This is a genomic window from Marinobacter oulmenensis (genome assembly GCF_014201735.1).
Classification (GTDB): Bacteria; Pseudomonadota; Gammaproteobacteria; order Pseudomonadales; family Oleiphilaceae; genus Marinobacter; species Marinobacter oulmenensis.
In genome coordinates this window covers 407,947-426,960 of sequence record NZ_JACHFE010000003.1, presented here as the reverse complement: position 1 = coordinate 426,960, position 19,014 = coordinate 407,947, and the positions used below count along the sequence as shown (strand labels likewise).

19 protein-coding genes are annotated in these 19,014 nt (G+C 63.4%); 3 read left to right on the top strand and 16 right to left on the bottom strand.

What is annotated here, in order from left to right; translation table 11 throughout:
• Window positions 1-167: 167 nt before the first annotated feature.
• From HNR38_RS08180 to HNR38_RS08140, 9 genes are all read right to left on the bottom strand, one after another.
• On the bottom strand, window positions 168-1,127 hold the full coding sequence (locus tag HNR38_RS08180) for a DMT family transporter (RefSeq protein WP_183701964.1): 960 nt from the start codon (window positions 1,125-1,127) through the stop codon (window positions 168-170).
• A complete protein-coding gene (locus HNR38_RS08175) occupies window positions 1,128-1,931 on the bottom strand; it encodes an ABC transporter permease (RefSeq protein WP_183701962.1) in 804 nt (267 codons plus the stop codon).
• Entirely contained in the window at window positions 1,928-2,794 is an 867-nt protein-coding gene (locus HNR38_RS08170) for an ABC transporter ATP-binding protein (protein ID WP_183701960.1), read from the bottom strand. The genes HNR38_RS08175 and HNR38_RS08170 overlap by 4 nt, the downstream gene beginning before the upstream one ends.
• Before the next feature lie 59 nt (window positions 2,795-2,853).
• A complete protein-coding gene (locus HNR38_RS08165; protein ID WP_183701958.1) occupies window positions 2,854-3,849 on the bottom strand; it encodes an ABC transporter substrate-binding protein in 996 nt (331 codons plus the stop codon).
• 255 nt (window positions 3,850-4,104) lie between these two features.
• Window positions 4,105-4,758, bottom strand: a complete 654-nt coding sequence (wrbA, locus tag HNR38_RS08160) for an NAD(P)H:quinone oxidoreductase (RefSeq protein WP_183701955.1) — start codon at window positions 4,756-4,758, stop codon at window positions 4,105-4,107.
• A 10-nt stretch (window positions 4,759-4,768) separates the two neighbouring features.
• Entirely contained in the window at window positions 4,769-5,272 is a 504-nt protein-coding gene (locus tag HNR38_RS08155) for a nucleoside deaminase (protein WP_379919069.1), read from the bottom strand.
• Window positions 5,273-5,299: 27 nt separating this feature from the next.
• Entirely contained in the window at window positions 5,300-6,091 is a 792-nt protein-coding gene (locus tag HNR38_RS08150) for an ABC transporter permease (protein ID WP_183701952.1), read from the bottom strand.
• Window positions 6,072-6,860 (bottom strand): ABC transporter ATP-binding protein, encoded by a 789-nt coding sequence (locus tag HNR38_RS08145; protein WP_183701950.1) that lies wholly within the window; start codon window positions 6,858-6,860, stop codon window positions 6,072-6,074. The genes HNR38_RS08150 and HNR38_RS08145 overlap by 20 nt, the downstream gene beginning before the upstream one ends.
• Window positions 6,861-6,862: 2 nt before the next feature.
• Window positions 6,863-7,867 carry an ABC transporter substrate-binding protein gene (locus HNR38_RS08140; protein WP_183701946.1) on the bottom strand — a complete coding sequence of 335 codons (1,005 nt, stop codon included), beginning with the start codon at window positions 7,865-7,867 and terminating at the stop codon, window positions 6,863-6,865.
• A 430-nt stretch (window positions 7,868-8,297) separates the two neighbouring features.
• Here HNR38_RS08140 and HNR38_RS08135 point away from each other — a divergent pair, with 430 nt between their 5' ends.
• Genes HNR38_RS08135 through HNR38_RS08125 form a run of 3 tightly spaced genes read left to right on the top strand, consistent with a single transcriptional unit; the run spans window position 8,298 to window position 11,414 of the window.
• A complete protein-coding gene (locus tag HNR38_RS08135; RefSeq protein WP_183701943.1) occupies window positions 8,298-9,263 on the top strand; it encodes an isopenicillin N synthase family dioxygenase in 966 nt (321 codons plus the stop codon).
• Entirely contained in the window at window positions 9,256-10,029 is a 774-nt protein-coding gene (locus tag HNR38_RS08130; protein ID WP_183701940.1) for an alpha/beta fold hydrolase, read from the top strand. Before HNR38_RS08135 ends, HNR38_RS08130 begins: the two co-directional genes overlap by 8 nt.
• A 20-nt stretch (window positions 10,030-10,049) precedes the next feature.
• Window positions 10,050-11,414 (top strand): 8-oxoguanine deaminase, encoded by a 1,365-nt coding sequence (locus tag HNR38_RS08125; RefSeq protein ID WP_183701936.1) that lies wholly within the window; start codon window positions 10,050-10,052, stop codon window positions 11,412-11,414.
• Between the two features lie 4 nt (window positions 11,415-11,418).
• On the opposite strand, the gene HNR38_RS08120 is transcribed toward HNR38_RS08125, so the two are convergent.
• From HNR38_RS08120 to HNR38_RS08090, 7 genes are read right to left on the bottom strand one after another with little or no spacing between them, the layout of a single operon-like run.
• Window positions 11,419-12,369 carry an isopenicillin N synthase family dioxygenase gene (locus tag HNR38_RS08120; protein ID WP_183701932.1) on the bottom strand — a complete coding sequence of 317 codons (951 nt, stop codon included), beginning with the start codon at window positions 12,367-12,369 and terminating at the stop codon, window positions 11,419-11,421.
• A gap of 27 nt (window positions 12,370-12,396) precedes the next feature.
• Window positions 12,397-13,743, bottom strand: coding sequence for an amidohydrolase family protein (locus HNR38_RS08115; RefSeq protein WP_183701929.1), 1,347 nt, complete (start codon window positions 13,741-13,743; stop codon window positions 12,397-12,399).
• A 50-nt stretch (window positions 13,744-13,793) separates the two neighbouring features.
• Entirely contained in the window at window positions 13,794-14,297 is a 504-nt protein-coding gene (locus tag HNR38_RS08110; RefSeq protein ID WP_183701926.1) for a (2Fe-2S)-binding protein, read from the bottom strand.
• Entirely contained in the window at window positions 14,294-16,567 is a 2,274-nt protein-coding gene (locus HNR38_RS08105; RefSeq protein ID WP_183701923.1) for a molybdopterin cofactor-binding domain-containing protein, read from the bottom strand. The genes HNR38_RS08110 and HNR38_RS08105 overlap by 4 nt, the downstream gene beginning before the upstream one ends.
• Window positions 16,557-17,327 carry an FAD binding domain-containing protein gene (locus tag HNR38_RS08100; protein WP_183701920.1) on the bottom strand — a complete coding sequence of 257 codons (771 nt, stop codon included), beginning with the start codon at window positions 17,325-17,327 and terminating at the stop codon, window positions 16,557-16,559. Before HNR38_RS08100 ends, HNR38_RS08105 begins: the two co-directional genes overlap by 11 nt.
• A gap of 48 nt (window positions 17,328-17,375) precedes the next feature.
• On the bottom strand, window positions 17,376-18,308 hold the full coding sequence (gene puuE, locus HNR38_RS08095) for an allantoinase PuuE (protein WP_183701917.1): 933 nt from the start codon (window positions 18,306-18,308) through the stop codon (window positions 17,376-17,378).
• A complete protein-coding gene (locus HNR38_RS08090) occupies window positions 18,305-18,994 on the bottom strand; it encodes a TetR/AcrR family transcriptional regulator (RefSeq protein WP_183701913.1) in 690 nt (229 codons plus the stop codon). Before HNR38_RS08090 ends, puuE begins: the two co-directional genes overlap by 4 nt.
• Between the last annotated feature and the right edge of the window lie 20 nt (window positions 18,995-19,014).

The following is a 19,014-nucleotide window of genomic DNA, read 5'->3' as shown; positions in this document are numbered from 1 at the left end:
GCCAAATCAGGAAGATCCAAAAGCCGAAGGGTATGACGGCAGCAATAGGGCTGATGTTAATTTATATCTGCTGCCAATCACAGGGGCGAGTGGTGATTTTGGAATAGAACTGAGGATATCTGACGCAAAGTTCAGTATCGGATTGTGGCTGATGGTTCGGAATGTCATCACCGAAGGCTCATAGCCTTTCGGCGCATCCGCCGGGCCTGGTGCCGGTCTGCCAGGCCCACCACAAGAATGCCGCAGCCGATCAGGCAGAACCCGAGGATGTCCGGGAAGCCCGGCTGCTCGTTCAGTATGATGGCCGAGGACACCAGGCCGACGGCGGGTACAGCGGCGGAGTTCAGGGACATGGTCACCGCCGGTAGGGAGCGGATGGCGCCCACCTGAGCAGCCACGCAGACGCCGGAGGCAATAGCGCCGCTGAAGAAGACATTGACCAGAAACGCCGGCTCCCAGCGGATGCTGTTCACGTCCTCCATCAGCAGGGACAGGGGCACCAGCAGGAACACTGACGACAGCAGTTGCCAGGGAATAAGCGACAGCACATCCCCGCGCCACTGATGCCGGCGCACGTGGATCAGCCCGGCGGTCCATACCAGGGTGGCCAGCACGATCAGGCCGCCGCCGGTGGCCATGCCCCGGGCGTGCCAGTCCACGCTCAGCGGATTGAAGATGGCGGTCAGGCCGGCCAGGCCCAGCCCCGTACCCAGCGCCCGGAACAGGGTGAAGCGTTCGCCCAGCAACAGGGCCGCGGCCGGTACCACCCAGATCGGCGAGGTGTAGGCCAGGATGGCGGCGCGCCCGGCGGGCATGAACTGCATGCCGATGGTCACCAGGGTGATAAAGCCCATGTTCTGCAACAGGCCCACCGAGAATACCACCGGTATGTCTGCCCGGTGCGGCACCCGCAGGATGCCCATGAACCGGGCGATCACGAACATGGTGATGGTACCCAGAATCATCCGCAGGGTGGTGTAGATCAGGGGCGGGCTGTAGGCCAGCCCCATTTTCAGGATGGGAAAATTGATGCCCCAGGTCAGGGCTGTGAACGCCAGAAGCAGGTAGCCCCTGCGCCAGGCGTAGCTGCCCCCCGTGGAGGGCAGCGTGTCGATGGATTGGGCCATTCAGTGTTCAACCTTCAGGGCGCTCTCATGCCAGTTACGCAGCGCCCGGTCGGAGAGCCAGACCATCAGGGCGAACAGGAGAATGCCGGTCAGCGTAATCAGGATCAGGGCGGCAAACATCTTCGGAATCTCCAGTTTGTAGCCGGACTGGAGGATGGTATAGGCCAGGCCGGCCTTGGCACCGCCGGTGCCGGCGACAAACTCCGCCACCACGGCGCCGATCAGTGCCAGCCCGGAACTGATCCTCAGCCCGCCAAAAAAGTAAGGCAGGGCGCTGGGAATGCGCAGGCGTACCAGTTCCTGCCAGCGGCCGGCCCGGTACATGCGGAACATGCTCAACAGGTTGGGATCGACACTGCGCAGGCCGAGGGTGGTGTTGGAGATGATCGGGAAGATCGCCACGATCACCGCGCAGATGGTCAGCGCCCAGGTGGTGTCGTTCACCCAGATGATGATCAGGGGCGCGATGGCCACAATCGGTGTCACCTGCATCAGCACGGCGTAGGGAAACAGGCTGATTTCAATCCACTTGCTCTGCACGAACAGCAGGGAGGCGGCCACCCCGAGCACAACGGCAATGGCGAAGGCCAGGAAGGTCACCTTGAGGGTCATCATCAACGCGTTGAACAGGGACTGGAAGTCGTTCACCAGTGACTGCGCGATATCCACCGGACTGGGCACGATGTAAACCGGCACTTCCAGTGCCATGACCGCCAGTTGCCACATCAGCAGCACCAGGGCACCGACCAGTAAAGGCGCGGCGACCTGTACAAAGCGTTCGTTCTGTATCAATGGTGTTTTCATGACGGCTGCCCCTGTGTTTCCTCACCCATGCTGCTGGCTCTTTCCAGGGCCTGCGATACCTGGCGGCAGTAGCCGGCGAATTCGGTGGAGACCCGGAAATCGGGCGATCGGGGGTAGGGTTCACGGATCTCGATATCGTCCACGATGCGTCCCGGACGGGCCGCCATCACAACCACGCGGCTGGACAGGTAGACCGCCTCATAGACGCTGTGGGTCACGAACACGATGGTCCAGCCCTTCTCCTTCCAGAGTTTGAGAACATCATCGTTGAGCTTGTTTCGGGTCATCTCATCGAGCGCACCAAAGGGCTCGTCCATCAGCAGCAGGTCGGGCTCGGTGACCATGGCACGGGCGATGGACGCCCTCATCTGCATGCCGCCGGACAGTTCCCGGGGGAAGCTGTCGTCAAAGCCCTTGAGGCCGACCATATCCAGGGCACTGTCGATCTTTTCCTCGACACCGGGCGCATTGCCGGCGTGCTCCAGGTCCAGCGGCAGACGCACATTCTTGCGAACCCGGGCCCAGGGCATCAGGGTCGCGTTCTGGAACACGAACGCCAGTTTGCGTCCTTCGCTGCCCACCACGCCGTAATCCTGCTCCCACCATTGCACGGTGCCGGTGGTGACCTCACCCAGCCCGGCCATGATCCGCAGCAGGGTACTCTTGCCGCAGCCGGATGGCCCCAGCAGGCTGACAAATTCCCCCTGCCAGACGGTCAGGTCGGCGCCCTTTAGGGCGACCGTGCCGTTGCCATAAACCTTGTTGACGCCATCGACTTCCAGAACCGGGCGGCCCCGGGTGACCGGTCCGGTTGTGGCTGCCTCTTCGGCGCTCGGCAACTCGGACGCTGTGTTTGCGGGCATACTCATGTCTCCAAAGCCGGCACGGGAAGCCCGGCCGGCATCAGGCTGTGGATGGATGACTAGGGCAGTACCGGCTCTTCCGGCAGGAACTCCAGGGTGTAGACCTCGCTGAGATCCAGGTCTTCGGAGGCCAGATCCGCCTCCACCATGAAATCCTTGATCTTCTGCCAGCGTTCTTCGGTCATCACACCGATGCCCTGGGTCTGGGCGTCGCCACCGGTGATCAGCTCATACTCTTTCATCTTCTCGATGCCGTAGGCGATCTGCTCCGGCGTCATTTCCGGGTTGGCTTCCATGATCAGGCGGTTGCCGGGCTCCGGGTTTTCCAGGTAACTCTTCCAGCCTTCCATGCTGGCCTGCACAAAGCGTTTCACCACGTCCGGGCGGTCTTCGATCATGCCTTTGGTGGTTTCGATGGTGGTGGCGTAGGGAGGGTAGCCATAGTCGGACAGCAGAAAGACCTTGGGTTCGATGCCGGCCTGCTTAATGGCAAAGGGCTCGGACGACAGGTAACCCTGCTGCACGATGTTCTTGTCGTTCAGGAAAGGCGCCACACTGAAGGTGTAGGCGTGGACCACGTCATCCTCGAAGCCGTACTCCGCTTTCAGCCAGGGCCAGAAGGTGGAATGGGCGTGGGTGGCCAGGTAGACCGGCATTCCTTCCTCCTTGATCTGTTCGATGGACTCCACGTGGGGGTGTGCCACCAGTGACTGGGGGTCGCCCTGCATGGAGGCCGCCACCGTCATGACCGGCAGGCCCTTCTCGACGGCATTGATGTTGCCGATGGGGTAGCCCATCAGCAGGTCGTAACGGCCGGTCACCAGCAGTTGTGTGCCGTTGACCTGGGGCCCGCCCATCTTGATCTCGACATCCAGCCCCTGCTCCTCATAGAGGCCCGTCGCCAACGCCTGATAGAAACCGCCATGCTCCGCCTGGGCGTACCAGTTGGTTCCGAAGACCACTTTGTCCAGTGTTTCCGCCGAGACCGGCGAGAGGCTGAGTAGCCCGGCCGCGATCAGCGAGCCGCCCAGCGCGGAAGTCAGTCTGTTTTTCATGGTTCTCTCCTTTCCTGGCTTTTTTGGTTTAAGTTGACCAGTTGCTCAGGTTTTTAAAGCAATGGTTGTACCAATCCTATTTTTTTATAAATTGTCTAAAATCAGACAGTTGTATTTATTTGGCAAAGGTTTTCGAGGGATGTTTTCGCAGGTTTCGAACCGGCCCTGTGCATGTGCTCCACTTTTGCCCAAAAAAATGCCGCCCGAAGGCGGCCAAGGACAACACAACATCAAACCTGAACATCAAAACGCGGGTTACTGGCTGTAGGCGGCGAGCTCAACCGAGGCGGGTTCCGGCTGCAGCCAGCCCGAGAGCCGGGCCACTCTGGCGCCCAGGGCATGGGCGATGGCCAGTTCATTGGCGTCCACGCCCCGGGTGCCGTCAAAGCCGGTCACGGTGGTGGCGCCATAGGGCGAACCGCCTTTTTCAGTGCGGACCAGTTCCGGCACGCTGTGGGGCACGCCGGCCAGTACCATGCCGTGCTGGAGAAAAGGCATCAGCAGCGACAGCAGGGTCATCTCGTTGCCGGAGTGCATCCCCCCGGTGGAGGTGAAGGCGGCGCCGACCTTGCCGATCAGCGCGCCCTGGCGCCAGAGCGGCGCGATTTCATCAATAAATGCCCTTAACGGCGTGCTCATCAGCCCGTAACGGGTTGGCGAGCCCCAGACGATGCCCCGGGCCCAGGCCAGGTCCTCGGCGGTGGCCCTTGGCAGGGCCCGGTATTCGGCCTGGGCGGCGATGAAGTCCGTCCGTTCGGTGTCCACGCTGAACTCCGCCTCTTCAATATCCACCCGGCACAGGCGCACCTCGGCCCCTTCGGATTCGGCACCGGCAGCCACGGCGCGGGCCAGTGCCAGCGTGCTGCCGTAGCGGGAGTCGACAACCACGGTTACCCGGCTTGCTGTCATCGTGCGCTCCTTAGTGTCCGTGGTTCTGCCAGAAGGTTTTGTGCACCGTTGCGGCTTCGTCTTCCAGGACCGGGCCGATCACCGTTACCGGTCTTTGCCCGGACTCGAACACCTGCCGGCACGGCAGGTCCAGAGTCGGGTTTTCCGGGTGATTGCCGGTGATCTGTTTCAGACGGTGTTCACTCAACCCGTACACTACCCGGCCAAGGCCGGCCCAGTAGGCGGACCCGGCACACATGCAGCAGGGTTCGGCGGATACATACATGGTGCATCGGGCCAGAAAGTCCGGGCGCCAGGTTTTGCTGGCGCGGGTCATCAGTACCCGCTCGGCGTGGCCGGTCATGTCATGGTCCGGCAGGTAAGCGTTGCCCTGCTCCATCAGGACCTGGCCCTGATCGTCCACCAGCAATGCCGCGAACGGATGGATCCCGTCATTGGCCAGGGACTCGGCCAGGGCCAGCACCCGGCGCATCAGCGCCAGGTCGGCCTCGTCCAGTTTTTCGAGTTCACTCACTGGGTCTACCTCCTGTGATTCGGTGGCTCAGCGCTTCTTCTTGGGAAGGCTCCAGGGGAAAAACAGTTGCTGTGCCCACTGCACGGACTTGAACAGCAGCAGGCTGACCACCGCCAGGAAGAACAGCCCGGCAAACGCCTGGGGTATCCGGAAGAACGATGTGGAAAACTGGATGAAGTAGCCCAGGCCCTCTTCGGCGGCGACGAATTCGGCAACCACCGCGCCGATAATGGCGAGCGTGATCGCCACCCGCAGACCGCTGAAAATATGGGGAATGGCATAGGGTATGCGAATCTGCCAGGTTTCCCGGCGGGTGGGGGCGTCCAGAGACCGGCTCAGCTCAATCAGTTCCGGCGGTGTCTCGTTGATCCCGGTGGCGGTGGAGACCACCAGCGGGAAGAACGTCAGCAGACAGGTGATCAGCACCCGTGACGGGTCATCGGAGCCCATCAGCACGATGATCAGCGGCGCCACCGCCACCACCGGTGTGGACTGGATCACCACCAGCAGCGGGTAGAGTGTCCGGTTCAGCAGTTCCGAGCGCATCATCGCAATGGCGATGGGCAGCGCGATGGCAATGGAGACGGCAAAGCCCATCAGAGCCACCCGCAACGTGGCCCAGAGATGGGTGAACCAGCGGCTCATCTCCACCTCGAAAAAGGCTGCGGTGATCGCCGAGGGCGCCGGCAGGACATAGGCCGGCAACTCGAAGATCCGGCAGACTAGTTCCCAGAGCACAATCAGCGCGATGAAAAACAGCCAGGGCGCGCTCATCAGCACAAGCTGCCCCGCTTTGCCGTCAGGCAGCTTCGGGCTCATAGATATGCTTCCTCAGACGCTCGGTCAGTTGCCCGAACCGTGGCTCGGAAATGGTGTGGCTGGTGCGGGGCCGGGGTAGATCCACATCGAGCACCTCAAGGATGGTGCCCGGGCGTTTGCTCATCACCAGCACCCGGTCGGCCAGCAGCACCGCTTCGGCAATGGAGTGAGTGATGAACAGCACGGTCTTGGGGTTGTCCTCCCAGATCTTGAGCAGATCAAAACCGATCTGCTCGCGGGTCATCGCATCCAGCGCCGAAAACGGCTCGTCCATCAGCAGGATGTCGGGGTTCAGCAGCAGCGCCCGGACAATGCCCACGCGCTGCTGCATGCCGCCGGACAGTTCGTCCGGCATTTTGCCGGCAAAAGACGCCAGGCCCGCCATGGCCAACAGATCGTCGGCCCGTTTCTCATCCTGCTGGCTGTAACGCCCGAACTTGTGTTTCAGGGGAAACAGCACGTTCTTGCGTACAGTCAGCCAGGGCAGCAGCGTCGGCTTCTGGAACACGATGCCAATGTCGTCCCGGGGGCCGTCCACCTGCTTGCCAAAGACGGAGACTTCACCCTCACTGGGCGTCAGCAGGCCGGAGATCATTCTCAGCAGCGTGGACTTGCCGCAGCCGGACGGGCCGACCACGGCCACGAACTCGTGCCGGCGTATATCCAGATCGATCGCGGTTACCGCTGGCGGCACCTGCGGGTCCGGGTCGTACCGGTGTCCGACTCCGGAGAGCCGGACGAACGAACGGTTGGTGGCGGGCGAGGTCATGTTTACAGGGCCTCAAGCAGGGTGCGGTCGATGATGCTTTCCGGGTCCAGTTTGTCTTTCTCGACTTTTTCCGCCTGTGCCACCCAGTCCCAGGTCAGGGCCACGCGTTCCCTGGTGAGCGCGCCCAGGCCATCGCGTTCGCTGACCGCGTTGATGACCAGTTCCATGGTGTCGTCAATCTGCGCGGTAACCACGTCAACATCGACTTCCGGCACCATGGAGTGCAGGTCTTCGGCGGCAGCACGGGGGTTCTCGCTGGTGAATTTCAGGGCCTTGTCAAAGGCACGCATGAAGCGCTTGGCCACGTCCGGCCGTTCGCTCAGGAAGGCTTCGCTGGCGACAACCGACGAGGAGTAGAGCTCCAGGCCGGCATCCGACCAGGGCAGTACCACCAGTTTGTTGCCGGTCGCGTCGGCCTGGCTCTCGAACAGGGCAATGTTGGTCACCCAGGCGATGATGGCGTCGGTACCGCCGTTCATCAGCATGGGGCCCAGAGCACCGGGATCGGCCTTGGTCAGATTGACGGCGTCCTCGGCCATGCCGTTTTCCTTCAGTACCAGGGGCAGGAAGGCATTGGATGATGTGAACGGCGAGGTGGCCACCTCTTTGCCCTCAATGTCCGTCAGTTCGCTGATGCCGTTTTTCTCAAGAGTAAAGAAGGCGTGGGGGGCCTGGTTAAAGATGCTGTAGACGGCTTTTACCGGCAGCGAATCATCCTGGGCTTTGGCGGCCATCAGGGAACCGATGTCGGCACTGCCAATGTCTGCCTGCCCGGTGGCGATCTTGGTGATGGCATCGGTGGAGCCGCGTCCGCTGGCGATGCTGACTTCCAGACCCTCGTCCTCAAAGAAGCCCTGCTGGACACCAACGTAGACCGGGGACTTGTCCCCGCCCGGCAGCCAGTCCAGCTGATAGGTAACCTGGTCAGCCGCCAGGGCAGCCTGGGTCATCAGGCCGCCGGCCAGCGACGCCGCGATCAGAACGGAACGTGTGAAACCTTTGCGCATGTGGATTCCCCTTTCATGATTTTCGTTATCTGATTTATTGAACAATCGGTCAGGTTTTATATCTTTGAAGCAAAGGGCAGGCCAGATTCGGGTGCGGTTGCCAGAAACTGCAACGAAAATCGCGCAAGCCCCTTACAGAGCGTCGGTTTATGGGGTCGATGCCTGTGGGTTTTTGCGACAAAAAGCGGGCCAATGAGCGTGAAGGCTGTGATTTCGGGGGTGGGGAGTCTGGATGGAAACGCTCAAATCCGGTGCAGAAAACACCTATGCGCCCCGACATGAGGCCTGAATGCCGGTTCTGAACGGGACTCCTGGCTGGAAAACCCCGCGCTCCGCCGGCCTGGCAGGGGCAATCCCTGTGCGGACTGTGGCATGCTTTGTGAATTACTGACCATCTGGACAATTTTGATTATGCGCCCCGGAGCACACCATGACCCAGTCTCACCTGACACCGCCTGCACTGCCGATGATTGACCTGTCTCTGCTGGATGGCAGCGAAAACGACCGCCAGCAACTGGCCAGAAGCCTGGAACAGGCCTGTCTCCGGCATGGCTTCTTTTACGTCTGTGAGCACGGCATCGACGGTGAGCTGATCAAGCGTGTCTTCGAACAGTCCCGGGCGCTGTTTGATCTGCCGGACGCGCAGAAAGAAGTGATCAACAAGAGCCGATCCCCGGCAAACCGGGGCTACGAGCCTCTCAAGGGACAGACCCTGGAACCCGGTTCGCCCCCGGATCTGAAAGAAGGCTTCTATATCGGCGAGGAGCTGGATGCCTCAGACCCAAGGGTGCAGGCGGGGCGCTTCAATCAGGGGGCGAACCAGTGGCCCGCCACTCTGCCGGAGTTCCGCCGTACCATGACCGGGTACTTTGATGCGCTCAATGAGCTCAGCGCCCGGATCATGTCCGCGCTGGCCCTGTCGCTTGGGCTCGATGAGGCCTTTTTTGATGATTTCTGCCACCAGCCGTTGTCGACCCTGAGGCTGTTGCACTACCCGCCCCAGCCGGCCCGGCCCGAGCCCGGTGAAAAGGGGTGCGGCGCCCACACGGACTTCGGCGGTATCACCATCCTGCTGCTGGATGACAAGCCGGGACTCCAGGTGCGGGATCCACATACCGGCCAGTGGCTTGATGCGGAGCCGGTTGCCGGAGCATTCGTGGTCAACCTTGGTGACATGATCGCCCGCTGGACCAACGACCGTTATCGCTCAACCCTGCATCGGGTGGTCAATACCTCGGGCGAGGAGCGCTATTCGGTGCCCTTCTTCTTCAGCGGCAATCCGGACCACGAGGTACGGTGCCTGCCCACCTGCCTGGCAGCCGGCGACCAGCCCCATTACCCGCCAACGACCGTGGAAGCCCACCTGATGGAGATGTACCGGAGGACCTATGCCTGAGTCCGACGTTACCGTGGTACTGATCCACGGTGCCTGGGCCGGTGGCTGGGTTTGGGATCGCCTGACACCCTGCCTTGAAGCTCGGGGATTCCGGGTGCTGGCTCCGGACCTGCCCGGTTGCGGGGAGCGTCTGGGCGACCCCCGGGAAGCGTCTCTGGCGGGATGTGTCGATGAGTTGCAGGCTGACTTGTCTGAGATCACCGGTCCTGTGCTGCTGGTGGGCCATTCCGGGGGTGGCGTGGTGGCGACCCAACTGGCGGAAGCGCTGGCGGAGCGCACCCTGGGCGTGGCCTATCTGGCGGGCATGATGCTGCCTTCCGGCATCGGCTTCGGAGAGCTGGTGGCCTCCATGATCGGCGCGCATCCCGAAGCCGCCGGCATCGGGCCCCATCTGGCCTGGGACAGTGCAGAGCCTGTCTCCCGGGTGCCGCCGGCGGCGATACGGGAGATCTTCCTGCAGGACCTCGCCGAGGACGAGGCCCGGCAGGTGATTCCCCGATTCGGGCCGCAGGCGGAGGGCAGCCGGGCCCTGGTGCCGAACTGGACCGGGCAGCGGTTCGGGCAACTGCCGCGGCTTTATATGGAAGCTCTTAAAGACCGCTCGGTGGTGCTGCCGGTGCAGCGCGAAATGCAGCGTCGTGTGCCCGGCGCAACCGTCGTTTCCCTGGATACCGGCCATGTGCCCCAGGTGATCGCCCCGGAAGCGGTCGCTGATCACCTGGCCCGCTTTGCGGCCACCACCGCCCTCACACACTCATCCTCCTGAACAACGGAAACCACGCAACAATGACCGATACCCTGTTACTGAAAAATGCCCGGGTCATCGCCACCATGGACGACGATGACCGCGAGATCGAGAATGGCTATGTCCTCATCCGCAACAACCGGATTGAGGCTGTTGGCCCGGCGGAAACCTGTCCGACGGAAGCCCCCCGGATTATCGATCTGAGCGGTCATGTGGTGATCCCGGGTCTGATCAATACCCACCACCACATGTTCCAGTCACTGACACGGGCCCTGCCAGCGGCCCAGAACGGTGAACTGTTTGACTGGCTCAGCGCCCTGTTTCCGGTCTGGCGCAATATCACCCCGGCCATGCAGCGGGCCGCCAGTCGCACCGCCATGGCCGAACTCATGCTGTCCGGTTGTACCACAGCGGCGGATCACGCCTACCTGCATGTCAATGGCATCACCCTGGACGACAGTGTTCAGGCCGCCACTGAAATGGGCATCCGTTTCCACGGTGCCCGGGGCGCCATGAGTCTGGGCCAGAGCCAGGGCGGGCTGCCGCCGGATGAGCTGGTGGAGGCTGATGAACATGCCATTCTCCGGGATATGCAGCGGGTGGTGGAAGCTCATCACGATCACAGCCCGGATGCCATGGTACGTGTGGCCCTGGCGCCCTGTTCCCCGTTCACGGTCACCACCGATCTGATGCGGGAGGCAGCGACCATGGCCCGGTCCCTGAAGGTGGGACTGCACACCCACACGGCCGAGAACTGGAAAGACCTGGCATTCAGTCAGGAGCGCTACAGCATGACGCCCACCGAATTCACCGAGGATGTAGGCTGGGTCGGAGACGATGTCTGGCACGCCCATTGTGTGCACCTGGACGATCCGGGCATCGAACTGTTTGCCCGCACCGGCACCGGGGTGGCTCACTGCCCCTGTTCCAACATGCGGCTGGCGTCGGGCATAGCCCCGGTGCGGCGCATGCTGGATGCCGGTGTCAAAGTGGGGCTGGGGGTGGATGGCAGCGCCTCCAACGACACCGGAAACCTGCTGGACGAGGCGCGGCTGGCGATGTTGTCTGCCCGGGTCCGGGATCAGGAGCCGGGCGCCATGACCGCCCGTGAGGCCCTGAAAGTGGCTACCCGGGGTGGCGCCGAGGTATTGGGCCGTGGCGATGCCCTGGGCCGGATCCAGCCCGGTTACTGCGCCGACATCGTGGCCTTCCGCACCGACGATATCGCCATGGCCGGCGGCCAGAGCGATCCGCTGGCGTCACTGGTGTTCTGCACGCCGCCCCGGGTTGCCTGGAGCATCATCAATGGCCGGGTGGTGATCAAGCAGGGAGAGCTGCTGACCCGGTCACTGCCCCACATCGTTGAGGAGCAGAACCGGATGGCGGCCCTGCTCCTGGACGGATGATGCCTCAGGCCGGTTCCTGGCGGTGGTCGTAAGTGGCATCCAGGCGTGACTTCAGATACTGCGCACAGGTAATTGGCTGGTATTTGGGCGCCTGGTCCGGGACCACATCCCTTGGATCAATCACCGACTCCGGGTTCACCTCCAGGAAGAAAGCCACCGAGTAGCGTTCCTTCGCCGGGGGGCGCACCCGGTGCGGGGTGGATACATAGGTGTCGTTGCTCCAGCGCATCAGGCAGTCGCCGATGTTACAGACGAACGCCCCCGGTACGTGGGGTGCCTGTATCCAGTCACCCTGACGGTTCAGCACTTCCAGGCCGGCGACCTGGTCGGTGGCCAGGATGGTGATGTTGCCGTAGTCACTGTGGGTGCCGGCACCGCCGTCGTCCCGCGTGTTGCTGTCGGCGCTGGGCGGATAGCGCAGCATGCGCAGGGTGGCGACGGGCTGGTCCAGGTGCTGGCTGAAGAAGTCTTCCTCAAGCCCCAGATCAATACTGAAACCGCGATGGATGGTCCGGCCCAGCTCCAGACAGTGATCGAAGTAGTCCAGAGCACGCTGACGCCAGCCCTCGATCGGCGGCCAGAAATTCACGCCCCGGAAGGGCTTGCCGGCCAGAACATCCGGATGATCCTCCGGGAAATCGGTGCCGATGTTGAAGGCTTCCTTCATGTCGGCGCCGGATTCCGGATTCAGCTTCTCATCGGCCATGGCCACATAGCCCCGGTTGTGGGGGGAACGTTTGATAGAGAGCGTTTCTTTGGTCTCGTCCGGCAGGGAGAACAGCTCCCGGGCCAGGGTAAAGGCATCGTCGCAGACTGCGTTCGGGATGCCGTGGTCGGTGACATAGAAAAAGCCGACTTCGCGGCAGGCCCGTCCCAGTTCGGCGGCCGTAGCCCGGCGCTGGGCCGGGTCGTCACTGCGAAGACCGGCGACGGATATGATCGGTAGTGAAGACATGAGGGTTCTCCTGAATGATAGGGGGTGTCAGACCATGGACGTTCGGGTGTGGGCCAGTTGCCGGCAGGCTTCATGCAGTGCCAGACCCTGCTGTTGGGCTTCGGTGAGCACTGTCTGACCGGAGACGAGAGTTGGAGCGCCGTTACGGATCAGGCGGCGGCCATCGACCCAGACACCAGCCACGTTCTGCGGGCCGGCGGAAAACACCAGGTTCCACAGCAGGTTGCCGCCCCGGGCGTCTACCGAGAAAGGCGTCAGGTTGGCGCACTGGAGATCAAGCAGCAGCAGGTCCGCTTTCTTGCCCACCTCCAGCGAGCCGATCTGGTAGTCCAGTCCCAGCGCCCGGGCGCCATTGATGGTGGCCATGCGCAGGATCTGCTCCGCGGGCAGGGCCGTGGCATCCAGCCGGGTGGCCTTCTGGATCAGGGAAGCGAATTTCATTTCCTCGAACAGGCTGAGGCTGTTGTTGCAGACCGGGCCGTCGGTGCCCAGACCGACATTCACGCCGGCTTTAAGCATCTCGGGTACCCGGGCCACGCCACTGGCGAGTTTGGCGTTGCTGACCGGGCAGTGGGCAATGCTGGTGCCGGTGTCCGCCACCCGGGCGATTTCTTCATCGTTGAGCCACACACAGTGGGCCAGCAGCGTGCGCTCACCCAGAATGCCGTAGTGGTCGAGCATGGCCAGGGACCGGCGGCCCAGGTCGGCGGTCACCGCCTGCTCTTCCTCTTTCTGCTCGCTGGCATGGGTATGGATGCCCACGCCATACTCCCGGCTCAGTGCCGCGGCCTCCCGGTAGGCGTCTTCGGTGCAGTAAAACAGATGCTCCAGGCCCAGCCACACTTGCACCCGGCCCTGTTGGGTGTCGTGGTGGCTGTGAATCAGGCGCCGGTTCTCCTCCCGGGTGGAAAAGAAATCCTTGCCCGGTCGGTCTGCCACATAAGGCGCCAACTGGACCCGCAGGCCCAGTTCGGCAGCGGCGTCGGCACAGCGATCCATGAACCGGAACATGTCCATGACACAGGTGGTGCCCGCCTGCAGGGCTTCCAGGTAGCAAAGCCGGGCCGAATGGTAGGCATAGGTTTCGGTCATGGCCCGGTGTTCGAGCTGATACCAGGGCAGCCATTCCATCAATGGCATGTTTTCGGTCACACCCCGCATCAGGCTGGAGTGGGAATGAACGTCAATCAGGCCGGGGAGCAGAGCGTGGCCCTGAGCGTCAATGACCTCGCAACCCTCGGGAAGGGTGACCTCTGTGTCCTCGCCCAACCGGGTGATCACGCCGTCCTGCACCACCAGGGTGCCGTCCGGTATCACCCGGTTATCGGGATCGACGGTAAAGATCGCCGCATGGCGGATCGCAAAACTGGACATGCTCACTCCTGTCATTAACCTGACCACCTGATCAGTTTTTAAAGCAATCGCTATGCCACGGATGGGTCCGTCGGGTCCGGACCCAGGTGTCGCTCGATGGCCCGTTTCAGGCCACCGTAGCCGGTGCAGCGGCACAGGTTGCCCGTCAGCGCTTCGGTCAGGTCGGCCGGCCCACCCTGGCGTCTCGCGCGCAGGGCGGAGACCAGGGACAGTGCAAAACCGGGGGTGCAATAGCCACATTGCAGGGCGCTCTCCCGGGCCAGGGCTTGGCGCACCCGCAGGTAATCCGGGTCATCGCTCAGTCCTTCCACGGTTTCTATCCGTCGGCCCGGCAGTTGCCAGGCCATCACCAGACAGGCAGGCATGACCTGACCGTCCACCAGCACATTGCAGGCACCGCAGCGGCCAATGCGACAGCCCGGGCGTACGGAGGTCACCTGGCCGCCGTCCCTGAGCAGGTCGATCAGTGCTGCCGCCGCCGGTACCGAACGGGTGACCGCTTGCCCGTTGAGCTCGAAGCGGATGGTTTCAAGGGGCTGATCGCCGTCTTTCATGACTGGGCCTCCCGGGCCTGGATGGCTTCAAGCAGGGCGCTGGGGCTGACGGGCAGCGTCCGGACGCGGACACCGGTGGCGGCTTCAATGGCCGAGACGATGGCGGGCGTGACGGCTTCAATGCCCAGCTCACCAATGCCCCGTATCGGGTAGGGATCGTTTTCTGGCGTGTCATCCACCACATCCACCCGCTGTGCCGGCGCGTCCCCGATGGTTGGCATCAGGTACTGGTCGAGGTTGTCGCGTTGCATTCGACCCTTCCGGGTGGGCATGTCTTCGGTCAGGGTCATGCCCAGACCCATCACCGCCGCGCCCTCAATCTGGCCCAGGTAACCGGGTGGATAGATCACCCGACCGGCGGCGGTGATGTGGTGCAAATCGGTGACCCGGACCCGGCCGGTCAGGCGGTCCACCATGACCCGGGCGATCGTGGCAATCTGCAGTTGCAGGTAGCGGCCCACCGGAGTCTCCTGCCCCGGCGCCACCGGGAAGTCCTGACCGGCCTCGGCCACCAGAGCATCGGGGGGAGCTTTGCCGGCCAGTTCCCGGTAATCGATCAGCCGGCGGCCCTGGAGAAAGAGGCCTCCGGTGCCAGGCGCCAGGTCCTCCGCGGGCTGGCCGGTGAGTTCTGCGGCCAGGCGCTTTAAGGTCTGTGTCCATTCCGGCAGCATCCGTGACAGCAGGCCGTGCACCATTACCGAACTCCGGGAGGCACTGGTCGGGCCGGAGTCCGGCCCCCGGGACTGGCCCAGGACGACTTCCACGTCGGCACTGCCACAACCCAGGGCGTCACATACCGAGCGCGTGATGGCCCCGGCGATATCCTGGCCGTAGTCGGCAAACCCGAATTCCACCCGGATACGGCCTTCCGGGGTCAGCGACAGTCGGCCGCCGCCACTGTCCGGCAGGCCATCGCCGAGGCCGTTGCCCTGGGCGCCGAACGCCAGGCCCGTACCCGTGAGCCAGCGTGCTCCAGCCGGGTTCCCCGGCTGCCACAGGGGCGATGCCAGGGCCGCATCCAGTACCGTGGCGGGTGCGGCGGTCCAGCGTACCGGCTGTCCCCGGCTGCCGGGCTCCTGGCGGGAGCGAAGGTTTTTCCGGCGCAGTTCGCCGGGGTCCATGCCCAGCTTGCAGGCCAGTGCGTCGAGCTGGGATTCCACGGCAAAGGTGGCCTGGTTGCCGCCAAACCCCCGGAAAGCGCCACACAGACCGTTGTTGGTGTAGACCAGGCGACCGGTCACGGCATAGGAATCGATCCGGTACAGGGGCGCCGTGGCATGATCCATGAAATTCTCCAGTACCGCCGGGCCCAGGCTGGCGTAGGCCCCGGTGTCCAGGACCGCGTCCACCCGATGTGCCAGCAGGTGGCCCCGGGCATCGCAGCCGGTTGTCATCCGCACGGCGACCGGATGGCGTTTCATGCCCGACCGGCAGGATTCGAAGCGGTCCAGGTGGATCATCACTGGCCGCCCGGTTCTGAGAGCCAGGATGCCGGCGGCCGGCTGGATGGTCAGTTCGTCCTTGCCACCAAAGGCACCGCCGGTGGTCATGGCTTCCACGGACACCTGTGCCCGGGGCAGGGCCAGGATGTCTGCCAGCTGCTCCACGTCCCGGTGGCCGGACTGGCAGCCTACCCGGAACAGGACGCCGCCGTTGCCATCGGGTAGTGCGACGCCACCCTCGGTTTCCATGAATCCGTGCATCTGTCGGGGGGTACGGTACTCGTGTTCGACCACCACCGCGCAGGCGGCCAGGGCCTGATCCACATCGCCGCGGGTCAGGCTCTCCTGAGCCAGCAGATTGCTGCCTTCGTGGAGGGCAGGCTGGTTTTCCGCACTGGCGGCATCCTCAACAACCGGTAGCGGCTGGTACTCCACCCGTATCGCCGCAATGGCCGCCCGTGCCTGTGCCGGGGTATCGGCGGCCACCGCTGCGATGGCGTCGCCCTCGTAGCGCACCCGGTCCTCACAGAAGACCGGCTGATCCCTTACCACAATGCCGAACCGGTTCAGGCCCGGAACATCCTCGGCGGTCACCACCGAATGAACACCGGGCATGGTCCGGGCCACGCGGGTGTCCACGGCGAGCAGCCGGGCATGGGCCTGGTCGCTGCGCAGGATGGCCCCGTGCAGCAGTCCGGGCAGGTTGAGCAGATCGGTGGGGTAGTCGAGCTGACCGTCGATCCGCTGGTAAAGGGTGTCACCGGGCTGCCCTTCCGGGCCCCAGTCGACAGCGAGTGTGCTGATACTGGCGGGGCGATCAGTGGTCACGGGCGATGTCCTCCTGCAGGAAAGCCAGCATGCGCTGAATCGCAAGCCGTAGGGCCGGGTCCTGCCAACCACCGGCTGTCAGCTCTGTGTCCTGATCCGTTTCGCTGCTACGCAAGCGCGCGGGCCCGCCTTCGCCGCACACGGCCCGGCGCATTGTCTGGCCGTCGTGAACACAGGCGACGGTCGCCCGGGGGGGACTGAAACGCTCCCGGTACCCCAGCTTTTCCAGGCCGATGCGCCACTGGCGGCTGTCGGGGATGGACAGGGCTGTCATCAGCGTGCCGTCACCGGCGCTGTAGTCTTCCAGCGGCTGGCACTGTTCCTGCGGATCGTCATCCGAAAGCCGGTGCACCTGGGCATCCAGCGCCAGAAACAGGGCGGACAGATCGCCCCCGGCGCAGAGGTTGCCGCCGACTGTGCCAAGATGGCGAACACCGGGGCCGGCGACCTGGTCCATAAACTCGGGCAGGCAAGGCAGATAGCGGTGGATCAACGGGTGCTGGGCCAGTTCGCCCAGCGTGGTCAGCGCGCCAACCCGCAGACCCTGACCGGTTTCTTCAATTCCCCGAAACCCGGGCCAGCCGGGGTTCAGGGCCACGATCTGCCGCGGCCAGCTGCCGTTACGTTCCCAGACCGGCTGTAGCCCGCTGCCTCCGGCGATGTAGGGTGCGCCGGTGGTTTTAGCCAGGGCTACGGCCTCCCGGGGCGTGGCCGGGCGCAAGACCCGGATCTGGTCCCGTTGTGTGGGGTCAGCCTGCATGACAACGCCTGAGCTGTCTGGCCATCGATTATGTCCTGTAGCCCAGCCTCAGTCGGGCTGGTACGGGTGGGTCGCTTTCCAGTGCCGGGCGATGTCGATGCGCCGGCAGATCCAGACCCGGTCGTGCTGCTGGATATGGTCGAGGAAGCGTTGCAGGGCGCGGAAACGCCCGGGCCGGCCAACCACCCGGCAATGCAGCCCGATGGACAGCATTTTCGGGGTCTCGGCACCCTCTTCGTACAGCACATCGAAGCTGTCCTTGAGGTACTGGAAAAACTGTTCGCCGGAGTTGAATCCCTGAGGGGCACAGAAGCGCATGTCATTGGCTTCCAGGGTATAGGGCACCACCAGGTGTGGCTTGTGTTCACCGTCGCTGGTCTCGACCGTGGTCCAGAACGGCAGGTCGTCGCCGTAATAGTCGCTGTCGTACTCCAGGCCACCGTGTTCCACCACCAGCCGGCGGGTGTTCGGGCTGTCGCGCCCGGTGTACCAGCCCAGCGGCGGTTCGCCGGTGAGTTCGGTGTGCTCAGCAATCGCCGCTTCCAGGTACCGGCGTTCCTCGGCTTCGCTCATGTTCTGGTAGTGGATCCAGCGCTGGCCGTGGCAGGCAATCTCGTGGCCGTCGTCCCGGAACGCCTGCACCACCTCGGGGTTGCGGGCCATGGCCATGGTGACGCCGAAGATGGTCAGGGGCAGCTGGCGTTTGCGGAATTCCCGGAGAATGCGCCATACCCCGGCCCGGGAGCCATACTCATACAGGGACTCCAGGCTCATGTGGCGGTCGGGATAGGCTTCTGCCCCGATGATGTCGGACAGGAAGGTTTCGGAGTGCTCATCCCCGTGCAGGACGCAGTTTTCGCCACCTTCCTCGTAGTTCAGTACAAACTGGACAGCCACCCGGGCATTACCGGGCCATTGGGCCTGGGGCGGCTGCTCACCATACCCCCGCATGTCTCTGGGATAGGAATCGGTTTGGTTCATGTCGGACTCTCAAGACCGCAACCTCTCAGGATCACCTCGGTGAGAAAGCTGGCCGCGTGGTCAAAGTCACGCTTTTCATACTCGGCCTTGTTCTCCACCATCAGTATCTGAACCTGGAAGTCCGCGTAATGTTGTGTGGATGACCAGATCAGGAAAATCAGTTGCACGGGGTCCACCGGTGCCATCCGGCCCTGGTCGATCCAGGTCTGGATGACGTCTGCCCGCCCCCGGACCCATTCGCGCATGTTGGTGCGCAGGTGGTCCAGCAGAAAGGGCGCGCCCTGAATGATCTCCATTGCAAACAGGCGCGAAGCCAGCGGGTACTTGCGGGACATTTCCACCTTATTGCGGATAAAGGTGGCCAGTGCCTCGGCGGGGTCGTCGTCCGGACGGATATCGGTGAACACCTTGTTCCAGCGACCCAGAATGTCGTCGAACATGGCGCTGTACATCCGTTTTTTGGTGCTGAAGTAATACAGCACGTTGGACTTAGGCAGTCCGGCCCTTTCAGCAATGTTCTGGATGGTGGCGCCCTTGTAGCCGTTCTGGGCGAACTCGGCTTCCGCCGCCGCCAGAATGCGCTCCCGGTTCCGTTCCCGTATGCGCCCCGGCCGGTATTTCCGGCTTTTGCCGTTACCCGGCTCCGGTTCGGAAACGGGGATATCTGCAACTGAATGCTTGGTCATGCATGCCTCACTTGTTGTCC

What these genes read in the sequence shown, in the direction of transcription:
- HNR38_RS08180 (WP_183701964.1), bottom strand. Translation starts at nt 1,127, where the DNA reads ATGGCCCAATCCATCGACACGCTGCCCTCCACGGGGGGCAGCTACGCC.
- HNR38_RS08175 (WP_183701962.1), bottom strand. Translation starts at nt 1,931, where the DNA reads ATGAAAACACCATTGATACAGAACGAACGCTTTGTACAGGTCGCCGCG.
- HNR38_RS08170 (WP_183701960.1), bottom strand. Translation starts at nt 2,794, where the DNA reads ATGCCCGCAAACACAGCGTCCGAGTTGCCGAGCGCCGAAGAGGCAGCC.
- HNR38_RS08165 (WP_183701958.1), bottom strand. Translation starts at nt 3,849, where the DNA reads ATGAAAAACAGACTGACTTCCGCGCTGGGCGGCTCGCTGATCGCGGCC.
- wrbA (WP_183701955.1), bottom strand. Translation starts at nt 4,758, where the DNA reads ATGACAGCAAGCCGGGTAACCGTGGTTGTCGACTCCCGCTACGGCAGC.
- HNR38_RS08150 (WP_183701952.1), bottom strand. Translation starts at nt 6,091, where the DNA reads ATGAGCCCGAAGCTGCCTGACGGCAAAGCGGGGCAGCTTGTGCTGATG.
- HNR38_RS08145 (WP_183701950.1), bottom strand. Translation starts at nt 6,860, where the DNA reads ATGACCTCGCCCGCCACCAACCGTTCGTTCGTCCGGCTCTCCGGAGTC.
- HNR38_RS08140 (WP_183701946.1), bottom strand. Translation starts at nt 7,867, where the DNA reads ATGCGCAAAGGTTTCACACGTTCCGTTCTGATCGCGGCGTCGCTGGCC.
- HNR38_RS08135 (WP_183701943.1), top strand. Translation starts at nt 8,298, where the DNA reads ATGACCCAGTCTCACCTGACACCGCCTGCACTGCCGATGATTGACCTG.
- HNR38_RS08130 (WP_183701940.1), top strand. Translation starts at nt 9,256, where the DNA reads ATGCCTGAGTCCGACGTTACCGTGGTACTGATCCACGGTGCCTGGGCC.
- HNR38_RS08125 (WP_183701936.1), top strand. Translation starts at nt 10,050, where the DNA reads ATGACCGATACCCTGTTACTGAAAAATGCCCGGGTCATCGCCACCATG.
- HNR38_RS08120 (WP_183701932.1), bottom strand. Translation starts at nt 12,369, where the DNA reads ATGTCTTCACTACCGATCATATCCGTCGCCGGTCTTCGCAGTGACGAC.
- HNR38_RS08115 (WP_183701929.1), bottom strand. Translation starts at nt 13,743, where the DNA reads ATGTCCAGTTTTGCGATCCGCCATGCGGCGATCTTTACCGTCGATCCC.
- HNR38_RS08110 (WP_183701926.1), bottom strand. Translation starts at nt 14,297, where the DNA reads ATGAAAGACGGCGATCAGCCCCTTGAAACCATCCGCTTCGAGCTCAAC.
- HNR38_RS08100 (WP_183701920.1), bottom strand. Translation starts at nt 17,327, where the DNA reads ATGCAGGCTGACCCCACACAACGGGACCAGATCCGGGTCTTGCGCCCG.
- puuE (WP_183701917.1), bottom strand. Translation starts at nt 18,308, where the DNA reads ATGAACCAAACCGATTCCTATCCCAGAGACATGCGGGGGTATGGTGAG.
- HNR38_RS08090 (WP_183701913.1), bottom strand. Translation starts at nt 18,994, where the DNA reads ATGACCAAGCATTCAGTTGCAGATATCCCCGTTTCCGAACCGGAGCCG.